Source organism: Pseudonocardia sp. ICBG1142 (genome assembly GCF_020496255.1).
GTDB lineage: Bacteria > Actinomycetota > Actinomycetes > Mycobacteriales > Pseudonocardiaceae > Pseudonocardia.
The window spans coordinates 1147128-1167681 of sequence record NZ_JAHLJC010000030.1 but is presented as its reverse complement, the minus strand read 5'-3'; the positions used below and the strand labels follow the sequence as shown (position 1 = coordinate 1167681).

Genomic DNA, 20554 nt, shown 5'->3' with positions numbered 1-20554 from the left:
TCCGTCCGTCGTCGACGTGCTCAGTGTCCTGCCTCCGGGTCGTGTCCGCGCCGCTGCTCGCCGGCGCCGGAGTCGTCCGCACCACCGGGCGCGCCGTTGCCGTGCACACCGTTGCCACTGCCGTCAGCAGTGCCGTTACCAGTGCTGTTGCCACTGCCGTTGCCGCCGTTGCCCGGTCCGGACCACGGACCGCCCTGGGCCGGCCCCTGCGGGCCGCCCTGCTGCGGCGGCTGCGCCCAGTTCGGCGGCGGCCAGCTCTGCCCCTGCGGGGTCGTCGCGGGCCGCCAGTCCGGCGGGGCACCGTAGTTCGGGGCGACGGCGGGCGGCGGGGGCTGCCCCGGGCCGCCGTAGGAACCGGCCCGGCCGTAGCCGTGTGCCGGGGCACCGTGCCCGTTGCCGGGCGCGCCGTAGCCGTTGCCGTTCCCGTTGCCGGAGCCGTACCCGCCGTCGTTCGGGGCGTCCGGGCGGCTCGGGACCGGGCCGCCGGCCGGGAACGGGGAGGCGCCGGGTGTGCCGGGCGCGTCGCCGTAGCCGTTCGCGGAGCCCGAGCCGACCTCGGCCGGGGTGCGCTCCTCCTCCTCGGGAGGCAGCACCTCGCCGCGCTCGTACGCCAGCTCGCGCCGGGTCTTGATCGGCGGCTTCTCCGACGGCGTGCGCACGCCGAAGTCGTCGAACGCGGTGATCCGCGGCCGCTTCTCCACCGACCCGAAGATCCGCTCGAGGTCCTTGCGGTTCAGGGTCTCCTTGTCCAGGAGCTCCAGCACCAGGTCGTCGAGCACGTCGCGGTAGGTGTTGAGGATCTCCCACGCCTCGGTGTGCGCGGCCTCGATGAGCTTGCGCACCTCCTCGTCGATCTCGTGGGCGACCTCGAGCGAGTAGTCGGCCTGGTTGCCCATCGAGCGGCCGAGGAACGGGTCGCCCTGCTCCCGGCCGTAACGGACGGCGCCGAGCTTGGCGCTCATGCCGTACTCGGTCACCATCGCGCGGGCGATCTTGGTGGCCTGGTCGATGTCGGAGGACGCACCGGTCGTGGGCTCGTGGAAGACGAGCTCCTCGGCCGAGCGACCGCCCATCGCGAACACCAGCCGCGCGATCATCTCGGCGCGGGTCATGAGGCCCTTGTCGTCCTCGGGGACGACGAGCGCGTGCCCACCGGTGCGACCGCGCGGCAAGATCGTGAGCTTGTAGACCGGCTCCAGGTCCGGCATCGCCCACGCGGCCAGCGCGTGCCCACCCTCGTGGTAGGCGGTGATCTTCTTCTCGCGCTCGGAGACGATCTTCGACTTGCGCCGGGGGCCGCCGACGACCCGGTCGACCGACTCCTCCAGCGCGGCGCCGTTGATCAGCGTCCCGTGCTCGCGGGCGGTCAGCAGCGCGGCCTCGTTGATCACGTTGGCCAGGTCGGCGCCGGACATGCCCACGGTGCGCTTGGCCAGCGACTCGAGGTCGACGTCGTCGGCGAAGGGCTTGCCCTTGGAGTGCACGGCCAGGATCGCGCGACGGCCCGCCAGGTCGGGGGCGCCGACCGGGATCTGCCGGTCGAACCGGCCGGGACGCAGCAGCGCCGGGTCCAGGATGTCGGGCCGGTTCGTCGCGGCGATCAGGATGATCCCGCCGCGGGCGTCGAAGCCGTCCATCTCGACGAGCAGCTGGTTCAGGGTCTGCTCGCGCTCGTCGTGACCGCCGCCGAGGCCGGCGCCGCGCTGGCGGCCGACCGCGTCGATCTCGTCGACGAAGATGATGCAGGGCGCGTTCTGCTTGGCCTGCTCGAACAGGTCACGCACGCGGGAGGCACCGACACCGACGAACATCTCGACGAAGTCGGAGCCCGAGATCGTGTAGAACGGCACGCCCGCCTCGCCGGCGACCGCACGGGCCAGCAGCGTCTTGCCGGTGCCGGGCGGGCCGTAGAGCAGGACGCCCTTGGGGATCTTCGCGCCCAGGGCCTGGTAGCGGCCCGGGTTCTGCAGGAAGTCCTTGATCTCGTAGAGCTCCTCGACCGCCTCGTCGGCGCCCGCCACGTCCGCGAACGTGTTCTTCGGCATGTCCTTGTTCAGCTGCTTGGCCTTGGACTTGCCGAAACTCATGACCCGGTTCCCGCCGCCCTGGGCGTTGTTCAGGAACCAGAACAGCAGGATCAGCACCAGCGCCAGCGGGATCATCGTGATCAGCAGCGTCGACAGGAACGAGTCCTGGCGCACGACGGTGTCGTACTCGGCGATCCCCGGGACCTGGCGGATCTGGTCGAAGATCTGGCCGGAGATCTGCGCCGGGTACTGGGTGAGGATCTGGGTGGTCTCGTTGCCGTTGACCTCGATCGGGCGGTCCAGCGTGAGGCGGAGCTGTTGCTCACGGTCCTCGACGAGGGCGTCCTTGACATTGCCCGACTGCACCTGGGAGAGCGCGACCGACGTCGTGACCTCGGTGTATCCACGGGTGTCGTCGAACAGCTGGCTGAACCCGAGATAGATCAGGAGCGCGACGAGGATCCAGATCAGCGGGTTGCGGAGCAGGCGCTTGCGGTCCATGCAACGTCGGCCTGGGTGGCCTTCACCTTCCCGGGAGTGGTTCTCGGCAGCGGCGGCGGACGGTGTACCGCCCCGCCGGAGGGCCCTGACCCGTCAGGATAGCCCCACGGTGGGTGGAGTGCTCCGGACGGACCTGGCCGGACCGCCCGGTGTGGGGGCGGACGTCCGGTGAACGAACCGGCGAGCTGCCCGGTTCCCCCACAGGGGTGTCCCGACGCACACGTCGGCACCGTCGTGTGGGACAACTGTGCAGCACGCTCGGTACCCGGACGGCGGCGGAGGGCAGCGGCGCCCTGCTCCGTCCGGACCAGCGGCGACGATCTGCGGGCCGGGAGGGACGATCGGATGGCGCTCGACACGGTGGCCGGACCTCGGCGGACGGTGTCGCTGCTCGCCACCGGACTCGCCGCCGCGGCGGCACTGGCGGTCTTCACCGCGCCGGCCGGGGCGGCCGTCGCCGTGCCCGTGACCGCGCCGCCCGCGGCCGCCGCACCGGCGCCGCCGGTCGTCACCGCGCCGCCGGCGACCACCGCCCGGGCCGACGCCGGCCCGCTGACGCCGCGCCCGGCCGTCGTCGCGGGGCCGGGGTCGATCGGGCCGGGCACCGTCACCGAGACCACCGGCGCGGGCCTGTGTACGGCCGGGTTCGTGTTCACCGCGGGCGAGCGCACCTTCCTCGGCCAGGCCGCGCACTGCGGCGGCACCGGCGACGAGACCGAGACCGACGGCTGCACCTCCGACGCGGTGCCGCTGGGCACCCCGGTGCTGGTGCACGGCCGCGGCGGGACCGTCACCGGGACGCTGGCCTGGAGCTCGTGGAACACCATGCAGGCCCGGGGCGAGCGCAACCCCGACGTCTGCGCCTACAACGACCTCGCGCTCGTCGAGCTGCCCGCGGGCGCCGGCCCCTCGGTGGGTGCCGCGGTGCCGTTCTTCGGCGGCCCCGGCGCGGTCCGCACCGCGCCGCTGCCCGCAGGGACCCCGGTCTTCGGCCTCACCAACCCGCCCGACGCCGACGGCGTCCGCACGGTCGGGGTGCGCGCCGGTGCAGCCGCCGCCGAGGTCGGCGGCGGCTGGGGGCACGCGATCTTCGCCGTGCAGGACGGTGTGGCCGGGGAGTCGGGCAGCCCGCTGCTCGACGCGCAGGGCCGCGCGGTCGGCGTGCTGTCCAGCCTCACCACCACCGACGACCTGCCCAGCATCGAGTACACCGACCTGGCGAAGGCGCTGGACTACGCCGCCCGCACCGACGGCCCGGCCGGTCTCGCGCTCGCCGGCGGGCACGCGTTCACCGCCGCCCCGCCCGGGGTGGACCCGCGGGCGCTGGCCACCCCCGCCGGGCCCGGGCTCGGCTGAGCCGCCCTCAGGCGTAGACCGACCGGTCGAGCGTGCCGATGTAGGGCAGGTCGCGGTAGCGCTCGGCGTAGTCGAGGCCGTAGCCGACGACGAACTCGTTCGGGATGTCGAAGCCGACGTAGCGGACCGGGACGTCGACCTTCACCGCGTCCGGCTTGCGCAGCAGCGTCACGACCTCCAGCGACGCGGGCGAGCGGGTCTGCAGGTTGCCCAGCAGCCAGTTCAGGGTCAGCCCCGAGTCGATGATGTCCTCGACGATCAGCACGTGCCGCCCGGCGATGTCGCGGTCGAGGTCCTTGAGGATCCGCACGACGCCCGACGACGACGTCGACGAGCCGTAGGAGCTGACCGCCATGAACTCCAGCTGGGCCGGGATGGGCAGCGCGCGGGCGAAGTCGGTCATGAACATGACGGCGCCCTTGAGGACGCCGATCAGCACGAGGTCGGACTCGCGGCCGTCACGCACGAGGTCGGCGTAGTCACCGGCGATCTGCTGCGCCAGCTCCGCGGTCTTCTCGCGCACCTGCTCCTCGGTGACCAGCACCGAGGAGATGTCCCCGTCGTACACCCGACCCCCTCGCACGGACCGTGTGCCGGTCCGGTCGACGCCTCCACCGGGTCCGCGGTCACGCCCGGTCACGCGGCCGACTGTGGCGGCGCAGCACGAGCCTGCCACGGGCGCGGGTCAGCACCAAGCCGCCGCCCAGCGCCGGCCCGCCCTGTCCGCGCCACGCCCCGACGAGGTCGTCGGCGGCCCGCAGCTGCGCGTCGGTGAGTGCCCGCGCGCCGGCTCCGGCGAGCCATTCCCGCAGGACCCGGCGTCGTACGGCGGGCTCGGCACCGGCCAGGACCCCGGCGTCGAGGGGGGTGCCGACGGCCTCACCGGCCCCCGCCCCGGGCCCGGCCGGCTCCGTCACTGCGATACCCGGCGGTGGGCCGTTGTCACCGGAATCACCCGGCCCCGGCTCCCCCGCCCGCGCGGCCCGCTCACCGTCCGTGGCCACGCGGGCCGCGGACAGCAACCGGGCAGCGGCCGCGGAGAGGGCGGCGTCGTCGTCGTGGAGCTGGTCCGCGGTGCGCGCCAGCGCAGCCGCGACCCCGCCGCCCAGCACGTCCTCCAGCAGCGGCAGCACCTCGTGCCGCAGCCGGGAGCGGACGAAGCGGGGGTCGGCGTTGTGCGGGTCGGCCCACACCTCGACGCCCGCGGCCGCGCAGGCCGCGACCGTGTCCGCCCGGCGCACCCCGAGCAGCGGGCGCAGCCACGGCTCGGACCACTCGCGCATCCCGGACAACGACCGGGCCCCGGAGCCCCGGCCGAGGCCCAGCAGCACGGTCTCGGCCTGGTCGTCGAGGGTGTGCCCGAGCAGCACCGGGGACGACGGCGACGGCCGCGCCGCCCGCAGCGCCGCGTACCGGGCGGTCCGGGCCGCGCCCTCGGGGCCGCCCGCGTCACCGACGACGACCGGGCACACCGACGCCGTCACGCCGAGCCCGCGCAGCCGCGCCGCGAGCGCGGCCGACCGCCCGGCGGACCCGTCCTGCAGCCCGTGGTCGACGACGACGGCGTGCACCGGCCCCGCGACGACCTCCCGGACCGCGAGCAGCAACGCGGTGGAGTCGGCACCGCCGGAGCAGCCGACCAGCGGCGGGGCGGCGGCCACGGCGGCGGGCAGCCGGGTCAGTGCCGCCCGCACCGCCCGCCGGACCCGGGCCGCCGCGGACTCATCACCCGTCAGGCGACGCGGCGCAGCCACGCGGGCGGGTCGTCCAGCTCGGCGCGGGTCGGGAGCGTCTCCGGCGACTCCCAGGCCCGGTTGATCCCGGCCATCCCGGCCTCGCGCTCGACGGCCCGGCAGAACGCGGCGCCGACGGCGTACTGGCGCATCTTCGCCTCGACCCCGAGCAGCGCGCGCAGGATCCGGTCGATGAGCCCGCCGCCGCGGCGGCGCTCGGTGAACCGGCGCCGGATGAGCGCGACGTCGGGGACCACATCCGGCCCGACGGCGTCCATGACGTGGTCCGCGTGCCCCTCCAGCAGGGTCGACAGGGCCAGCAGCCGGTCGAGCACGGCCCGCTGCTCGGGGCCCTGCAGCAGCTCGACCAGGGCGAGCACGTCGGCCTTGCGGCCGTCCTCGCCGCGCAGCGCGCGGATCGCGTCGGGCAGCCGGGCGAGCCGCGCGGTGTCGGGCTCCTGCAGCGACAGCAGCTCGGTGACCAGCCCGGCGAAGTGGTCGCGCAGCCAGGGCACCGCGGTGAACTGGAGCCGGTGGGTGGCCTCGTGCAGGCAGACCCAGAGGCCGAACTGGTCGCCGTCGACGTCGAGCGAGCGGGAGGCGGCGTAGACGTTCGGGGCGACGACGACGAGCCGGCCCGCCCCGCCGGGCCCGCCGAACGGGTCGTACTGGCCGAGCACGCGGGCGCCCATGTAGGCGAGCAGCGCGCCGAGCTGGACCCCGGAGCCGGCGGCGGTGACCGTGCGCAGCGGCCACGGCGAGTCGGGCAGCCGGGCGCCGGAGGTCAGCGCCTCCATCCCCCCGACGGCGGCACGTGCCCAGGCGGGCCGGTCCAGCACGTCGGCGGGCAGCAGCGGCAGGTCCGCCCCGAGGCCGGTGACCTCGCGGACGTGCCCCTCGGCGCGGGCTGAGTCGGCACGCAGGCGCTCCACCAGCGCACCGGCCACCGCGGGGGTGGTGCGGGGCCCGGCCGGCATCAGTGAGGCCGCCGTCGACGCGGCCAGGGACCAGTTCACCGGCAGCCCGGCGCCGGGGCGGGCGGGGCTGCGGCCGGTGACCGGGCCGGTCGTGTCGGTCTCCATGCGGCCCACGCTACCCGCGACGACGGGTGCGCGAGACCGGGTCAGCCGCGGCAGCCGCAGCGCGACAGCGTCGCCGCGATGCGGTCCAGCGCGGGCCGGGCGTCGGCCGGCGAGGTGCCGTTGGACAGCAGCGCGAACACCAGCAGCCTGCCGTCGACGTCCGTGACGACCCCGGCGAGGCTGGAGGCGCCGGACAGCGTGCCGGTCTTCGCGCGCACGACGCCGCGCCCGGCGACCGACCGCGGGTCGCCGAACCGGTCGGCGAGCGTGCCGCCACCACCGGCGACCGGGAGACCGGTGAGGATCGGGCGCAGGAACTGCACGTCGGTGGGGCTGTCGGACTGGGCCGCGGCCGAGGCCAGCACCGCGCCGAGCAGCCGGGCCGGGATCAGGTTGTCCCGGGACAGGCCGCTGCCGTCGGCGAGCCGGAGCCCGGACACGTCGTAGCCGGCCTGGACCAGGGCCTCGGTGACGGCCTTCGAGGCGCCGTCGAAGGACGCCTCGGCGTCCTTGGACACCGCGACCTGGCGGGCCATCGCCTCGGCGGTGACGTTGTCCGAGGCGGTGAGCATGTACTCGATGAGGCTCGCGACCGGCGGGGAGGACACGCTGCCGAGCACCGGCGCGTTCGCCGCGGCGACGCCCTCGCGGACGTCGGAGGCGCCGAGCGCGCGGGCCAGCGCCCTCCCGGCGGCCGCGGCGGGGTCGGTGCTGCGCGGGCCGTCCTGCTGCAGCGGGTCGGTGCGGCCGCCGTCGAGCATCAGCGCCGACATCGGGGGGACGTAGCCGTCCGCGACGTCGGTGGGCCCCCAGCCCGGGGCCTCGGCCGGGCCCTTCCAGAGGCTGGCGTCGGTGTAGACCGTGGTGATCGGCCGGCCGACGGCCTTCTTCACCTGCTCGGCGAGGTCGGCGATCCGTGCGGGCTCCGGGTAGAGCCCGTCCTGACCCTCGGGCAGCGCGGTCAGCGACGGGTCGCCGGAGCCGACGAGGACCACCGAGTCCGGGGTCGGGCCGGGCACGACCCTGGTCGCGAGCCGGTCGGTCGGGTTCAGCGACAGCAGCGCGGCCGCGGCGGTGAGCAGCTTCGTCGTCGAGCCGGGGACCATCCCGCGGTCGCCGTCGCGCTCCCAGATCGGCTTCACCCCGCGCGGGGCCGCGGAGTCCATGACGACCCCGGTCACCTCGCCGAGCTCTGGCGCGTCGAGCTGGGAGGACAGGGCCTGGGTGATCCCGGCGGCGCTCGGCACCGGCGCCGTCGGCGTGAGCGGGCGCAGGGCGGGCATCGGGACCGGCGGGTACTGGGCCGCGGTGGTGCCGAGCCCGAACGAGCTGCGGGCGTCCGGCCCCGCGAGTGCGACGGCACCGAACAGCGAGGCCAGTGCCATCACCGCGACGGCGACCACGGCGAACCGCCGGTAGCTGCGCTCCGGCCGGCGATGCCTGCGTCCCACGGACCCTCCTGTACCTGCTCGTCCGGCGGCCGACCTGCCCGCACGGGGGTGCGACGCGGGCCACATCGGCCCGCTCCGCCCTCACCGGCGTGCACCCGTGCCCACCCGGTCCCTCACACTAGGGGGCAGCACCGACACCGCCGGAGCGGGCGGGCCAGCGGCCCCGCCCCGGATCCGGTGGAGCCGTGACACAAGACCGCTGACCCTCTTCAAGGAGCAACGAACCGTGGACTTCGACGTCACCATCGAAATCCCCAAGGGCGGCCGGAACAAGTACGAGGTCGATCACGAGACCGGACGCATCCGGCTCGACCGCACCCTGTTCACCGCCACCCAGTACCCCGCCGACTACGGGTTCATCGACGACACCCTGGGCGAGGACGGGGATCCGCTGGACGCACTGGTCCTGGTCCAGGAGCCGACCTTCCCGGGGTGCGTCATCCGCTCCCGCGCGATCGGCATGTTCCGGATGAAGGACGAGAAGGGCGGCGACGACAAGGTCCTCTGCGTCCCCTCGGACGACCCCCGTCAGGAGCACCTGCGCGACATCCACCACCTGGCCGAGTTCGACCGGGCGGAGATCCAGCACTTCTTCGAGATCTACAAGACCCTGGAGCCGGGCAAGAGCGTCGAGGGCGCGTCCTGGGTCGGGCGGGCCGACGCCGAGCGCGAGATCAAGGCGTCCTACGAGCGCGCGAAGAGCGCCGGGCACTGATCGGTCGCCGGGGCGGCCGTCACCGGCCGCCCCGGACACCGGGTCACACCTTCTCGAACACCGCGGCGAGGCCCTGGCCACCGCCGATGCACATCGTCTCGAGCCCGTAGCGGGCGTCGCGGCGCTGCATCTCGCGGGTGAGGGTCGCCAGGATGCGGCCGCCGGTCGCGCCGACCGGGTGGCCCATCGAGATCCCCGAACCGTGCACGTTGGTGCGCTCGAAGTCGGCGTCGGTGAACTTCCACTCCCGCGTGCAGGCCAGCACCTGCGCCGCGAACGCCTCGTTCAGCTCGATCAGGTCGATGTCGGCCAGGGTCAGCCCGGCCGCGTCCAGGGCCTTGGCCGTCGCCGGGACCGGGCCGATGCCCATCGTCTTGGGCGGGACACCGCCCAGGCCCCAGGACACGACCCTCGCCAGCGGGCGCAGCCCCAGCTCGGCGGCCTTCTCCGGGCTGGTCACCACGCAGATCGCGGCGCCGTCGTTCTGGCCCGAGGCGTTGCCCGCGGTCACCGTGGCGTCCGGGTCGTCCTTGCCCAGGATCGGGCGCAGCGTCGCCAGCTTCTCGACCGTCGAGTCGGGGCGGACGTGCTCGTCGCGTTCCACGACGGTGTCGCCCTTGCGGCCCGGCACGGTCACCGGGACGATCTCCTCGCCGAACACCCCGGACTCCTGGGCCGCGGCAGCCCGACGGTGCGAGCGGACGGCGTACTCGTCCTGCTCGGCGCGCGGGATCGCGTACTCACGGCGCAGGTTCTCCGCGGTCTCCAGCATCCCGCCCGGCACCGGGAAGTTCTTCCCTCCCGCGGTGACGCGGCCGCGGGCCAGCGAGTCGTTCAGCATGACCCCGCCGCCCTTGACCCCCCACCGCATCCCGGTGGAGTAGAACGACGCTCCCGACATCGACTCGGCACCGCCGGCCAGCACGACCTCCGCCGCGCCGGTCCGCACCTGGGCGGCCGCGTAGAGCACCGCCTGCAGACCCGAGCCGCAGCGACGGTCGATCTGGATGCCGCCCGCGGTCACCGGCAGGCCCGCGTCGAGCGCGGCGACCCGGCCGATCGCCGGGGCGTCCATCGTCGGGTAGCAGTGGCCCAGCACGACGTCCTCGACCACATCGGGGTCCAGCCCGGTCCGGTCCATCACCGCGCGGATCACCGTCGCGGCCAGGGTGTGCGCCGGGACGTCGCGCAGCGACCCCCCGAACCCGCCGACCGGGGTCCGCAGCGGTTCACAGATCACCGCATCACGCATGGGGTCTCTCCTCCTAGACGAACTGCCGGGTCAGCCACTCGGCGACCAGGGCGGGCTTCTCGGAACCCTCGACCTCGACGGTCACGCCGATGGTGAGCTGGACACCGCCGGGGACGTCGCTGACGTCGGTCAGCTCGACCCTGGCGCGGATCCGGCTGCCCACCGGCAGCGGGCTGGTGAACCGGACCTTGTTCAGGCCGTAGTTCACGCCCATCTTGACCCCGTCCACCTTGTAGACGGACTGGACCAGCTTGGGCAGCAGCGACAGGGACAGGAAGCCGTGGGCGATCGTGGTCCCGAAGGGGCCGGACGCGGCCCGCTCGGCGTCGACGTGGATCCACTGGTGGTCGTCCGTGGCGTCGGCGAAGCCGTCGATCCGCTCCTGCGTGACGGTCAGCCAGGGCGAGGTCCCGATCTCGGTCCCCTTGGCCGCCCGCAGCTCGTCCACTCCGTCGAAGACGCGCATCTGTCACTCCGTTCGTGGTGCGTGGTCGGTGATCTGTCTCCCGCTCTCCCTACCGCACCGGGGGCCGTCCGGGGTGCGCCACGTCGTCGAACACACATGCCCCGCACCACACGAGGCGTGCAGCTTGGTTATGGTCACCTCGTCAGGAGCCGCCTTGAGCAGACGGGCACCGCTTCGACGTGGAAGGCCGACGCCCCATGACCCCGACCGCCCGCCGCCGATGACCAGCACCACCGCCCCGCCTCCCGGCCCGGACGGCCTCGTCCACCGGGCCGTGCCGTACCGGGACCCCGAGCACCAGGCCGTCGCGATCGCCGGGCCGGTGACCGAGGCGCTGGAGACCGGGCGCCGGGCGCTGGTGATCGTCGACCCGCGGTGCGCGGCGGTGCTGCGCCGCTCCCTCGGCCGCGACGCCGGGGTGGAGTTCCGCTCGCCGGACCGGATGCACTCGGCCCCGCCGTTCACGGTCGCGGGGCGCTGGAGCCGCGCGGTGCGCGAGGCACTCGCCGACGGCGCGTCCGGGGTCTGCACGGTCGGCCAGCCGGTCGAGCTGCCCCATGCGGACCCCGCCTACTGGACCCGCCTCGATCTCGCCCTCTCCCACGCCCTGCGCACGCTGCCCGTCGAGCTGCTGTGCTGCTTCCCCGACGCCGAGGCCGACCGGGCGCGCGCCGGGGCCCTGCACGACGAGTTCCTCGTCGACGGCGCCCCGGTCCCGAGCGACTGCCGGCGCGACGACCACGAGCTGCTGGCGGAGAACCCGCAGCGCCCGCCGGACGAGCTGGGGCCGCCGATCATGACGCTCCCGGTGACCCTGGACGACCTCGGGTCGATGCGGCGCGTCGTCGAGCGGCAGGCCGAGCTGTCAGGGCTGGGGCCCTCCCGGGTCTCCGACCTCGTGCTGGCGGTCAACGAGCTGATCAGCAACGGCGTCGAGCACGGGTCGGGCCACCCGGTCCTGCGGATGTGGCGCACCGAGGCGGGGCTGGTCTCGGAGATGAGCGACGCCGCGACGTGCCGGCTCGCGTTCCCCGGGCTGGCCGCACCGCCGGTCTCCGGGGAGCGTGGCCGCGGGATGTGGCTGGCCTCGGAGCTGTCGGACGTGCTGCAGGTGTGGACCGCGGAGGACGATCCCGGTCAGGTGACGGGCACGGTCGTGCGCGTCACGATGTCGCCCCCGTGAATCCCGGTACGGTCCCGGGGTGACCCGGCACGACCGCGCCGACCCGGTGACCCGCTTCCTGCGGATGGTGACCGGGCCGGAACCGCCGCTCGACGAGGCCGCACTGGCGATCGCCGCCGGCGGCGCCCCGGACCCGGAGGTCGCAGCGCTGTCCACCGCGCGGGCCCGCGCGACGCTCGACGAGCTCGCCGACGGCGTGACCGGGTTCGAGTCGCTGCTGCACCGGCTGTTCACCGAGGCCGGGTTCCGCGGCAACTCCACCGACTACGCCGACCCACGCAACTCCTTCCTGCCCGACGTCCTCGAACGCCGCACCGGCATCCCGATCACGCTGTCGGTCGTCGCGATCGAGGTCGGCCGCCGGGCCGGGGTGCCGCTGGAGGGTGTGGGCATGCCCGGGCACTTCCTCGTGCGGGTCCCCGGCACCCAGCGCCTCGTCGACGCCTTCGACGGCGGCAGGCGCCTCGATCCGGCGGGCTGCGAGGAGCTCTTCCGCGCGACGACGGGTGCCGGCCCGGAGGTGCCCTTCGACGCCGGCATGCTGCCGCGCAGCTCGACCCGCCAGATCCTCGCCCGGATGTTGGAGAACCTGCGGGCGACCTACGGCCGCGCCCGTGACCACGACGGCCTGGAGTGGGTGCTCCGGATGCGGCTGGGCCTGCGGCACCAGGGCCCGGAGCTCATCCGCGAGCTCGGCGAGATGCTCGCCGCGCAGGCCAGGTGGGACGAGGCGGCCCGGCTGATGGAGTCCTGGGTGGACGGTCCGGGGCGCGGGTCGCGCTCGGGCGCCGAGGTGCTGGACGAGGTGCGCACCGAGGCGATGCGGCACCGGGCCCACCTGAACTGATCAGGTGTGCGGGGCCCGGGTCGGCGCGCCGGAGTCCTCGCCGAAGCGCCACGGCTGCCCGGTCGACTCCAGCACGGCCATCCACAGGTCGCCGTGCGGGTCGACCTGGTTGCGACGGCTGACGGCCAGGCTCATGGGGATGTGCACGAACCGGCGTCGCACCCGTCCGACGACCATCGCGGTGCGCCCGGACATGGCCGCGTGCACCGCGGCCTGGGACAGCCGGACGGTGTAGACGCTGTCGTAGGGGTTCGCGGGGACGCTGCGGATGATGTAGCTGGGGTCGACGTAGCGGACGGTGGTCTCCATCCCGGCCTCGGCGAAGGAGTCGGCGATGCGCTCCTTGAGCCACGGGCCGACGTCGGAGAGCTTGGCGTTGCCGGAGGCGTCGGTGCGCCCCACCGGCGGCAGCATCTCCTGCCCCGCCCCCTCCGCGACGACGACGACCGCGTGCCCGCGCTGGGACACCCGTCGTCGCAGGTGGTGGAGCAGGCCGGTCTCGCCGTCCAGCTCGAAGGGCACCTCGGGGATCAGGACGGCGTCGGCGTCGGAGCGCACGAGCGAGGCGTAGCAGGCGATGAAGCCGGAGTGGCGGCCCATGAGCTTGACCAGCCCGACCCCGCCAGGGGTGGACTTGGCCTCCACGGTGACCGACCGGATGGCCTCGCTGGCCTGGGAGAACGCCGTCTGGAAGCCGAAGGACTGGTCGATGAACGGGATGTCGTTGTCGATCGTCTTCGGGATCCCGACGACGGCGATCCGCAGCCCCCGCTCCCCCACCACGCGGGCGATCTCCATCGCACCGCGCATGGTGCCGTCGCCGCCGATCACGAACAGCACGTTGAGGTGCATCTGCTCGAGGCAGTCGACGATCTCCTCGGGGTCCTGCGGACCGCGCGAGGTGCCGAGGAAGGTGCCGCCGTCGACCGGGATGTCGCGCACCGACTCCGGGGAGAGCTCGACGACGTCGTGGCCGTAGGAGGAGACGAAGCCGCGGTAGCCGTTGCGGAACCCGACCACCCGGCGCACGCCGTAGTGGTAGGTCAGGGTGCGGACCAGGCCGGAGATGACGTCGTTCAGACCCGGGCACAGTCCGCCGCAGGTGACGATCCCGGCGCGGGTCTTCGACGGGTCGAAGTAGATCTGCCGGCGGGGCCCGCACGGCTCCAGCCCCGGCAGCTCCTCCGGTTCGACGCCCCGGGCGCGGATCCCGGCGGCGGTGTCGTCGAGCAGGACCCGGTCGCCGGCGTCGACGTAGTGCTCGGTGGTGCGGCGGGCGTCGAGCAGCGGCGCCAGCGGTGAGGTGATGCGGGCCGGACCGAGCGTGTCGATGGCCAGGTCCCCGGGGGTGATGCTGCTGTACTCCGAGGTGGTCACGCGCACGCTCCGTCTGGATCGATTCGCCCGGGGGCCGGGCGATCATCGTGACGCACACCGGGCCGCTCGTCGATCCGACCCTCCGGGGACGACGCGGCGGGACCACCCGCGGGTGCGCCGGATCCGGCCGATCGGACCACCGTCGTCGCCGCTGGGTCATCGGCCGGTGCGCGGACCGCGCACATCGTTGCGTCGAGCATCGGCAGAGGTCACCGGTTTCGCCCACCCGCTCGCACACGCGCTGTGAACGGTTCGAGCACCCGGGGTGAACACCGCAGGTCGCATAGGGCAAAATTCGTCCATGCGGAGCAACGACCCCCGTCACACCTGGTCCACCGGATTCGCCCGCACCATCGCCGAGGAGCTGCGTCACGGCGTCGCGACCGGCGCGGTCACCTGGAGCGAGGCCGACGAGCTGCTCAACCGCCTGCGCACGGTCATCGACCAGGCGCTGGACGTGCATCCGCAGCCGCTGTGACGGCGTCGGCGTCCCCGACGGGTACGGCGCGGTAGGACCGCCCGACCCACACCAGCGGACGGCCGCGGCGGCGCAGCCCGAGCAGCTCGACGACCTCGGCCGCGACCAGCAACGACGCGCCGACCTCGGTGACCGACAGGACCCGGCAGCGCAGTGCGGTGCCCACCTCGACCAGCCACGGCTCCCCGGTCGGCAGGGTCACCCACCGGACGCCGGAGCCGAACCGCTGCGCGCCCGGGACGGCGAACGCCGCGGCGAGCCCGGTGTCGGCGTCGTCGAGCAGGTGCACGACGACCGTCCCGCCCCCGGCGAGCGCACGGGCCAACCGTGAGTCGCGGGCGGTCGAGAACGACACCGCCGGCGGGTCCACCCCGACCGAGGCGACCGACGACGCCGTCATCCCGACCGGCCCGTCGGGCCCGGTCGCGGTGAGCACCGCGACCCCGGCGGGGTGCCCGCGGAACGCCGTCCGCAGGCCCCCCGCCGGATCCGCGACGGTCACGCCCGCGCCAGGGCGAAGCGCTCCGCGGCGTCGGCCCAGTTCACGACGTTCCACCAGGCCTTGACGTAGTCGGGCTTCACGTTCTTGTACTGCAGGTAGAAGGCGTGTTCCCACATGTCGAGCAGGACGATTGGGGTCTGTCCGGCGGGGAGCTGGGACTGCTGGTCGTAGAGCTGGTGGATCAGCAGGCGGCCGCCGAGCTGGTCGTAGCCGAGGATGGCCCAGCCGGAGCCCTGGATGGTGGTGGCGGCGGCGGTGAAGTGGGCCTGGAATCCGTCGAAGGAGCCGAAGTCCTCGTCGATGGCGGCGGCGAGGTCGCCGGTGGGCTTGTCGCCGCCGTCGGGGGAGAGGTTGTTCCAGAAGGCGGAGTGGTTGACGTGGCCGCCGAGGTTGAACGCGAGGGTCTTCTCGAGTCCGACGATGGCGCCGAAGTCGTTGCGGTCCCGGGCCTCGGCGAGCTTGTCGAGGGTGGTGTTGAGGCCCTGGACGTAGGTGTTGTGGTGCTTGGAGTGGTGCAGCTCCATGATCTCGGGCGCGATGTGCGGGGCGAGCGCGGAGTAGTCGTAGGGCAGGTCCGGAAGCGTGTAGTCGGCCATGCCAGGAGCCTGGTAGCTGAACCCCACTTCAGGTCAAGTGTGACGACGGCCGCAGCCGTCAGCCGAGCCGTCCCGCGGCGATGATGCGGGCGAGGAACCGGCGGGTGCGCTCCTCGACCGGTTCCCCGAGCACCTGCTCCGGCGGGCCCGACTCCAGGACGACGCCCTCGTCGAGGAAGCAGACCCGGTCCGCGACCTGGCGGGCGAACCCCATCTCGTGGGTGGCCATCAGGATCGTCACCCCGTCCCGGGCGAGCTCGCGCACGATCTCCAGGACCTCACCGACCAGCTCCGGGTCGAGCGCGGAGGTGATCTCGTCGAGCAGCAGCAGCCGCGGCTGCACGGCCAGCGCCCGCGCGATCGCGACCCGCTGCTGCTGACCGCCGGAGAGACGGTCCGGGTACGCGTCCGCGAAGTCGCCGAGCCCGACCCGCTGCAGGAGCTCCCGGGCACGCCCGTCGGCCTCGTCCGACCCGACGCCGTGCACGACGTGCGGGGCCAGCGCGACGTTCTGCAGCGCCGTCATGTGCGGGAACAGGTTGTAGGACTGGAAGACCACCCCCATCCGCCTGCGGGCCGCGGCGTCGTCGGCGCGGGGGTCGGACACGTCGGTGCCGTCGAGCAGGATGCGGCCGTCGTCGATGTCCTCCAGCAGGTCGACGCAGCGCAGCAGGGTGGACTTGCCCGAGCCGGAGGCCCCGATCAGCGTGACGACCTCGTGTTCGGCGACGGTCAGGTCGATGCCGCGGAGCACGACGCGGTCGCCGTAGGTCTTCACCAGACCCGACACCTCGAGCACCGGGGTCACGAGCCGCTCCGGGCGCGGGTGGCGCGGCGGGCGAACGCGTCGGCGATCCGCCCGGTCGGGGCGGCGAGGGCCACGAACAGCAGCGCGGCGACCACGTAGGGGGTGAAGTTGAACGTGCGGGCGGACTCGATCTGGGCGGCCCGGATCGCGTCCACCGCACCGAGTACGGAGATCAGACCCACGTCCTTCTGCAGCGCGACGAAGTCGTTGAGCAGCGGCGGCAGCACGTTGCGCACCGCCTGCGGGAGCACCACCAGACGCAGCGACTGCCGTTGGGTCAGCCCGAGCGAGCGGGCGGCGGCACGCTGGGAGGGGTGCACCGACTCGATGCCGGCGCGGAACACCTCCGCCACGTAGGCGGAGTAGACCAGCACGAGCGTGAGGGTGCCGAGCACGGCGGCGTCGGTGGGGACCCCCTGCAGACGCAGGGCCGGGAGCCCGAACCCGATGAGGTAGAGGGCCACGAGCAGCGGGACACCGCGGAACAGGTCGACGTAGCCGGTCGCGAGCAGCCGCACCGGGAGGAAGACCGGACCGCGCAGGGTCCGCAGCACCGCGATCAGCAGGCCGAGAACGAGCACCCCGATCTCGGCGACGACCAGGACCCGCAGGTTCAGCCACAGACCGGACAGCACGGTGGGCAGCGACTCCCAGGCGATCTGCGGGTCCAGGAAGGTCTCCCGGACCCGTGGCCAGCCGGGTGATCCGGCCACCGCGGCGACGAGCAGTCCCGCGAAGACCAGGGTCGACGCCAGCGCGATCAGCGTGGACCGGCGGGACCGGGAACGGCGGTACGCGGCGCGTTCCCGGGCCAGCGGGCTCGGGGGCGGCGGCCCGGCGGCCGCGGCGGATGCGCTCATCGCAGCTCGGGAGCCGCCCCGTCGGCCTGGATCCACTGCTGCTCCAGCGCCGCGAGGGTGCCCCGCTCGCGGAGCCGGTCGACGGCGGCGGAGACGCACCCGGTCAGCGGGCTGTCCTTGTCCAGCACCGCGCCGAACTGCTCGGGGGTCCCCCCGGCGGGGAGCTGCCCGACGATCGTCGCCTCGGGCAGGTCACTGCCGACGATCTGGAACGCGGTGGGCAGGTCGACGACGAGCCCGTCGATCTGTCCGTTGGACAGCGCGAGCTTGCCGTCGTCGTTGGTGTTGTAGACCGCGGCCGGGGTGGTCGGGGCGACGGAGGCGTTCAGCTGCTCCAGGCTCGTCGTACCGATCTGGGCGCCGAGCCGGGCGCCCTTCAGCTGGGCGACGGTCGTGGATCGGGCCAGTGGCGAGGTCTTCAATGCGACGACGGCCTGCCGCACGTCGTAGTACGGGCTGGAGAAGTCGACCGCCCGCCTGCGCTCCTCGGTGATGGAGAACTCGGTGAGGTTCAGGTCGTAGGTCTTGGGGCCCGGCGCGATGGCGGCGTTGAACGGGACGCGCACCCAGGTGACCCGGTCGCGCGGGTACCCGAGATCGTCGGCGACGGCGTAGGCCACGGCGGACTCGAAACCGCGGCCGGACGTCGGGTCGTCGTCGAGGTACCACGGTGGGTAGACCGGCTGGTCGGTGCCGATCGTCAGGGTGCCCTGCGCCAGGGTCGGCAGGGCACCGGGCGCGCAGTCCGCCGCGGCGCCTCTACCCGTCGCGGCCGGGTCGGGCTGTGGCGCACAGCCGGCGATCGTGGCCGCGAGCAGCGCTGCGAGCAGGATCGTCGTCGTCCGGGCGCGCGTCATCCCCACATCCTTCACAGGGCGGCGGCCCCGGTCTTCGTGAACCGGGTCACGACACGGTGACGTCAGTGGTCGTCGCGCCCGGTGAGCGCGTGCTCCAGCTCGTCGGCGAGGTGGACGACCTGGCGGAACGGGAACTCGAACCCGTCGAGCGCGGCCGGGCCGAGCGGGATGGAGTGCCGGAACACCACGACGCCCTCCTCCGCGGCCAGCCCGCCGACCACCGACGGCCCGGCCAGCTCCAGGGCACGGCCGAGGTCGACCTCGCCGAGCCGGGCGACCGGGGACTCGATCTGCACCCACTCCTGGTCCGGGTCCGCGACGGCGGCCGCCGCGTCGGTGACCTCGACGCCGGGGCGGCCCGCACCCTCCCGCACCCGCTTCACGACGACGAGCTGGTCCCGGTCCTCGGTCGTCGGCAGCCGGAAGCGCAGCTCGTCCGCACCCTGGCGCACGATCTCGTACCGGACCACGACGTAGGCCTTCAGGTCCTCCCAGGTCGCCACGCCCGTCTCCCCCTCGATCGTCCGACGGGGCCCACCGGACCCCGTCGCCGACCCTAGCGTGATCCGGCCCCCGCACGGCCGGCCTCAGCTTCCCCGGTGGTGCGCCTCGCCCCGGTGGGCCCCCGCCGCACCCGAGGCTGCTCGGCAACTGCACCGAATCGTCCGAGCCCGGACTGATTCCACCGAGACGAACGGCCGGCAGGCCGACGGATCGTCCGTGCTCGGATCACCGGTGCCGAGATGCAGCTCAGCGGGCGCTGAAGATCCACAATTCCCGCTGAGCTGCATCTCGGCGGGTGTGGTCGCGGGGTCTGGCGGGGCGCGGTGTGGCGGGGCGCGGTGTGGCGGGGCGCCCGGCAGGCCGGCGACGGAGGCGCGGCACAGCGGGCCCCGGCGTGCAGCCGAGCGGGGCGGGGGGCAGGCCACGCGGGACAGGGCGAGCGGGGCACAGCACCCCGGGGCACGGAGGGGTCGGCGCCCTACCCCGCCAGCCCCGTGGTGATCAGCTGGTCCACCGGGGCGCGGTCGTCGGTCAGGACCGGCGTCCCCGCGGTGAACGCGGCGGTGCGGGCCGGGTCGAGGACCGCGCCCGCTTCGCCGGAGCGGGCGACGGCGGCGTCGAGCGCGGCCGGGTCGAGCGGCCGGTCCGAGGCGACGACCACGACGTTCCCGCCCCCGCCGGGGGCGAACTCGTCGGGGCGGGCGAGGAGCATCGTCGTCGCGAACCGGGACTGGACGGTCGCGGTGGCGGCCCGGACCAGGTCGAGCGGGTACCGGTCGATCACGTTGAGCACGTAGACCCCGCCCGGGCGCAGCACCCGCGCCACCTCGTCGAGGAACTCGGTGGTGGACAGGTGCCAGGGCACCGAGCGGGCACCGAAGGCGTCGCCCACGACGAGGTCGGCGGAGTCGTCGGGCAGCGCGGCGAGGTTCACCCGGGCGTCGCCGGTCCGGACTGTCGTGCCGGGGATCGCGCCGGCATCGAGCGAGCGGACCCCGAGGTCGATCACGCCGGGGTCCAGCTCCAGCACGGTCGAGGTGCTGCCGGGACGGGTCGCGGCGAGCCAGCGCGGCATGGTCAGCGCGCCGCCGCCGACGTGCACCGCGTCGACCGGGCGCGGCTGCGGGAACGCGGTGTCGATCGCGGCGGCGAACCGCTTCGTGTAGGCGAACTCCAGGTGCGCGGGATCGCCGAGGCGGACGTAGGAGTGACGCAGGTCGTCGAGCACCAGGTAGCGACCGGCCGGGTCCGCGGGGTCGGTCCGGACGGCGGCGCAGTAGTAGGTGGTGTCGGCGTCGCAGCGCCCCGGGAGCGCGACGAGCGCGACGGCCAGTAGGAGCGCCGCGGCGCCGCCTTTCGCGATGTCCGAGCGCCGCCGGCGGGGCGCGAGGACGAGCCCGAGCACGAGGCAGGCGGCGGCGGTGACCAGCAGGATCGCGCTCACCGGCAACAGTGCGACCAGCACGAACCCGGTGAGGAAGGTGCCGGCGAGCGACCCGAGGGTGCCCGCGGCGGACAGCCCGCCGACGACCTCGCCGGAGCGGTCCAGCCCGGTCAGCCGGGCCTTGGTGACGGCCGGGGTGACCGCGGCCAGCGCCGTCACCGAGACCAGGGTGGACGCGGCGACGAGCACGACCGCGGCGTACGGCCCGGCGCCGAGCAGCGGCCCGAGGAGCCGGACCACCGGCCGTACGGCCAGGGTGCCCAGCCCGCCGACGACCATCATCAGCGCGGCGACGGCGACCGGGTCGCGCTCGTCGGCCCACCGCCCGCCGAGCGAGGCTCCCGCCGCGATCCCGGCGAGGGCCACCCCGATCACGGCGGTGGTCGACTCGAGGGTCAGTCCGACGTAGGGCGCGACGAGCCGGGTCGCGAGGGTCTCGACGACGAGGATCGCCGCCCCCGAGACGACGACGGCGGTCCGGGCCATGGCGAGGCGCACCCCGCCATGGTGCCGGT

Annotated in this window: 20 protein-coding genes; 5 read left to right on the top strand and 15 right to left on the bottom strand. The window is 74.3% G+C overall.

From position 1 onward, the window contains the following. Positions 1-20 precede the first annotated feature (20 nt). Complete coding sequence (gene ftsH, locus KPL59_RS19775) at positions 21-2528, bottom strand: ATP-dependent zinc metalloprotease FtsH (RefSeq protein WP_226353359.1); 2508 nt, start codon at positions 2526-2528, stop codon at positions 21-23. 345 nt (positions 2529-2873) lie between these two features. On the opposite strand from ftsH, the gene KPL59_RS19770 reads away from it, so the two are divergent. Next, positions 2874-3884, top strand: a complete 1011-nt coding sequence (locus KPL59_RS19770) for a S1 family peptidase (protein WP_226361638.1) — start codon at positions 2874-2876, stop codon at positions 3882-3884. Between the two features lie 7 nt (positions 3885-3891). Here KPL59_RS19770 and hpt read toward each other — a convergent pair whose 3' ends face one another. The 4 genes from hpt to dacB all read right to left on the bottom strand — a co-directional run bounded on the left by hpt (position 3892) and on the right by dacB (position 8150). Beyond that, the gene (gene hpt, locus KPL59_RS19765; protein ID WP_226361637.1) at positions 3892-4452 is read right to left on the bottom strand and encodes a hypoxanthine phosphoribosyltransferase; all 561 of its coding nucleotides are present in this window, start codon (positions 4450-4452) and stop codon (positions 3892-3894) included. Between the two features lie 58 nt (positions 4453-4510). Beyond that, on the bottom strand, positions 4511-5620 hold the full coding sequence (gene tilS, locus KPL59_RS19760; protein WP_226351189.1) for a tRNA lysidine(34) synthetase TilS: 1110 nt from the start codon (positions 5618-5620) through the stop codon (positions 4511-4513). After that, positions 5617-6594: a zinc-dependent metalloprotease gene (locus KPL59_RS19755; protein WP_233147812.1), complete on the bottom strand. Its 978-nt coding sequence runs from the start codon at positions 6592-6594 to the stop codon at positions 5617-5619. Before KPL59_RS19755 ends, tilS begins: the two co-directional genes overlap by 4 nt. Positions 6595-6740: 146 nt before the next feature. Beyond that, positions 6741-8150, bottom strand: a complete 1410-nt coding sequence (dacB, locus tag KPL59_RS19750; RefSeq protein WP_226361636.1) for a D-alanyl-D-alanine carboxypeptidase/D-alanyl-D-alanine-endopeptidase — start codon at positions 8148-8150, stop codon at positions 6741-6743. 226 nt (positions 8151-8376) lie between these two features. Here dacB and KPL59_RS19745 point away from each other — a divergent pair, with 226 nt between their 5' ends. Then, entirely contained in the window at positions 8377-8865 is a 489-nt protein-coding gene (locus KPL59_RS19745; protein WP_020628413.1) for an inorganic diphosphatase, read from the top strand. Between the two features lie 43 nt (positions 8866-8908). Here the strand turns inward: KPL59_RS19745 and KPL59_RS19740 are convergent, their stop codons facing one another. Then, entirely contained in the window at positions 8909-10117 is a 1209-nt protein-coding gene (locus KPL59_RS19740; protein ID WP_226361635.1) for an acetyl-CoA C-acetyltransferase, read from the bottom strand. A gap of 13 nt (positions 10118-10130) precedes the next feature. After that, complete coding sequence (locus tag KPL59_RS19735) at positions 10131-10583, bottom strand: MaoC family dehydratase (protein WP_075309653.1); 453 nt, start codon at positions 10581-10583, stop codon at positions 10131-10133. 220 nt (positions 10584-10803) lie between these two features. On the opposite strand from KPL59_RS19735, the gene KPL59_RS19730 reads away from it, so the two are divergent. Both KPL59_RS19730 and KPL59_RS19725 read left to right on the top strand, forming a co-directional pair. Next, positions 10804-11766, top strand: a complete 963-nt coding sequence (locus tag KPL59_RS19730; RefSeq protein ID WP_226361634.1) for an ATP-binding protein — start codon at positions 10804-10806, stop codon at positions 11764-11766. Positions 11767-11785: 19 nt separating this feature from the next. After that, positions 11786-12613, top strand: a complete 828-nt coding sequence (locus KPL59_RS19725) for a SirB1 family protein (protein WP_226361633.1) — start codon at positions 11786-11788, stop codon at positions 12611-12613. Here the strand turns inward: KPL59_RS19725 and KPL59_RS19720 are convergent, their stop codons facing one another. Continuing rightward, positions 12614-13990, bottom strand: coding sequence for an ATP-dependent 6-phosphofructokinase (locus KPL59_RS19720; protein ID WP_020624791.1), 1377 nt, complete (start codon positions 13988-13990; stop codon positions 12614-12616). 301 nt (positions 13991-14291) lie between these two features. On the opposite strand from KPL59_RS19720, the gene KPL59_RS19715 reads away from it, so the two are divergent. Beyond that, entirely contained in the window at positions 14292-14468 is a 177-nt protein-coding gene (locus tag KPL59_RS19715; RefSeq protein ID WP_020624792.1) for a hypothetical protein, read from the top strand. Here KPL59_RS19715 and KPL59_RS19710 read toward each other — a convergent pair. From KPL59_RS19710 to KPL59_RS19680, 7 genes are all read right to left on the bottom strand, one after another. Continuing rightward, positions 14428-14970, bottom strand: a complete 543-nt coding sequence (locus KPL59_RS19710) for a flavin reductase family protein (RefSeq protein WP_226352722.1) — start codon at positions 14968-14970, stop codon at positions 14428-14430. The two genes, KPL59_RS19715 and KPL59_RS19710, sit on opposite strands and share 41 nt — an antisense overlap. Continuing rightward, on the bottom strand, positions 14967-15566 hold the full coding sequence (locus KPL59_RS19705) for a superoxide dismutase (protein ID WP_226352721.1): 600 nt from the start codon (positions 15564-15566) through the stop codon (positions 14967-14969). Before KPL59_RS19705 ends, KPL59_RS19710 begins: the two co-directional genes overlap by 4 nt. 58 nt (positions 15567-15624) lie before the next feature. After that, positions 15625-16374: an amino acid ABC transporter ATP-binding protein gene (locus KPL59_RS19700; RefSeq protein ID WP_075309645.1), complete on the bottom strand. Its 750-nt coding sequence runs from the start codon at positions 16372-16374 to the stop codon at positions 15625-15627. Beyond that, entirely contained in the window at positions 16371-17234 is an 864-nt protein-coding gene (locus tag KPL59_RS19695; RefSeq protein ID WP_226352720.1) for an amino acid ABC transporter permease, read from the bottom strand. Before KPL59_RS19695 ends, KPL59_RS19700 begins: the two co-directional genes overlap by 4 nt. Next, the gene (locus KPL59_RS19690) at positions 17231-18091 is read right to left on the bottom strand and encodes an ABC transporter substrate-binding protein (RefSeq protein WP_226361632.1); all 861 of its coding nucleotides are present in this window, start codon (positions 18089-18091) and stop codon (positions 17231-17233) included. The genes KPL59_RS19695 and KPL59_RS19690 overlap by 4 nt, the downstream gene beginning before the upstream one ends. Positions 18092-18153: 62 nt before the next feature. Continuing rightward, on the bottom strand, positions 18154-18594 hold the full coding sequence (locus KPL59_RS19685) for a hypothetical protein (RefSeq protein ID WP_020627019.1): 441 nt from the start codon (positions 18592-18594) through the stop codon (positions 18154-18156). 479 nt (positions 18595-19073) lie between these two features. After that, positions 19074-20537 carry a fused MFS/spermidine synthase gene (locus tag KPL59_RS19680; RefSeq protein WP_226352718.1) on the bottom strand — a complete coding sequence of 488 codons (1464 nt, stop codon included), beginning with the start codon at positions 20535-20537 and terminating at the stop codon, positions 19074-19076. Between the last annotated feature and the right edge of the window lie 17 nt (positions 20538-20554).

Coding starts and splice junctions, on each gene's coding strand:
- ftsH (WP_226353359.1), bottom strand. CDS start 2,528: ATGGACCGCAAGCGCCTGCTCCGCAACCCGCTGATCTGGATCCTCGTC.
- KPL59_RS19770 (WP_226361638.1), top strand. CDS start 2,874: ATGGCGCTCGACACGGTGGCCGGACCTCGGCGGACGGTGTCGCTGCTC.
- KPL59_RS19755 (WP_233147812.1), bottom strand. CDS start 6,594: ATGCCGGCCGGGCCCCGCACCACCCCCGCGGTGGCCGGTGCGCTGGTG.
- KPL59_RS19740 (WP_226361635.1), bottom strand. CDS start 10,117: ATGCGTGATGCGGTGATCTGTGAACCGCTGCGGACCCCGGTCGGCGGG.
- KPL59_RS19735 (WP_075309653.1), bottom strand. CDS start 10,583: ATGCGCGTCTTCGACGGAGTGGACGAGCTGCGGGCGGCCAAGGGGACC.
- KPL59_RS19730 (WP_226361634.1), top strand. CDS start 10,804: ATGACCAGCACCACCGCCCCGCCTCCCGGCCCGGACGGCCTCGTCCAC.
- KPL59_RS19715 (WP_020624792.1), top strand. CDS start 14,292: ATGCGGAGCAACGACCCCCGTCACACCTGGTCCACCGGATTCGCCCGC.
- KPL59_RS19705 (WP_226352721.1), bottom strand. CDS start 15,566: ATGGCCGACTACACGCTTCCGGACCTGCCCTACGACTACTCCGCGCTC.
- KPL59_RS19695 (WP_226352720.1), bottom strand. CDS start 17,234: ATGAGCGCATCCGCCGCGGCCGCCGGGCCGCCGCCCCCGAGCCCGCTG.
- KPL59_RS19690 (WP_226361632.1), bottom strand. CDS start 18,091: ATGACGCGCGCCCGGACGACGACGATCCTGCTCGCAGCGCTGCTCGCG.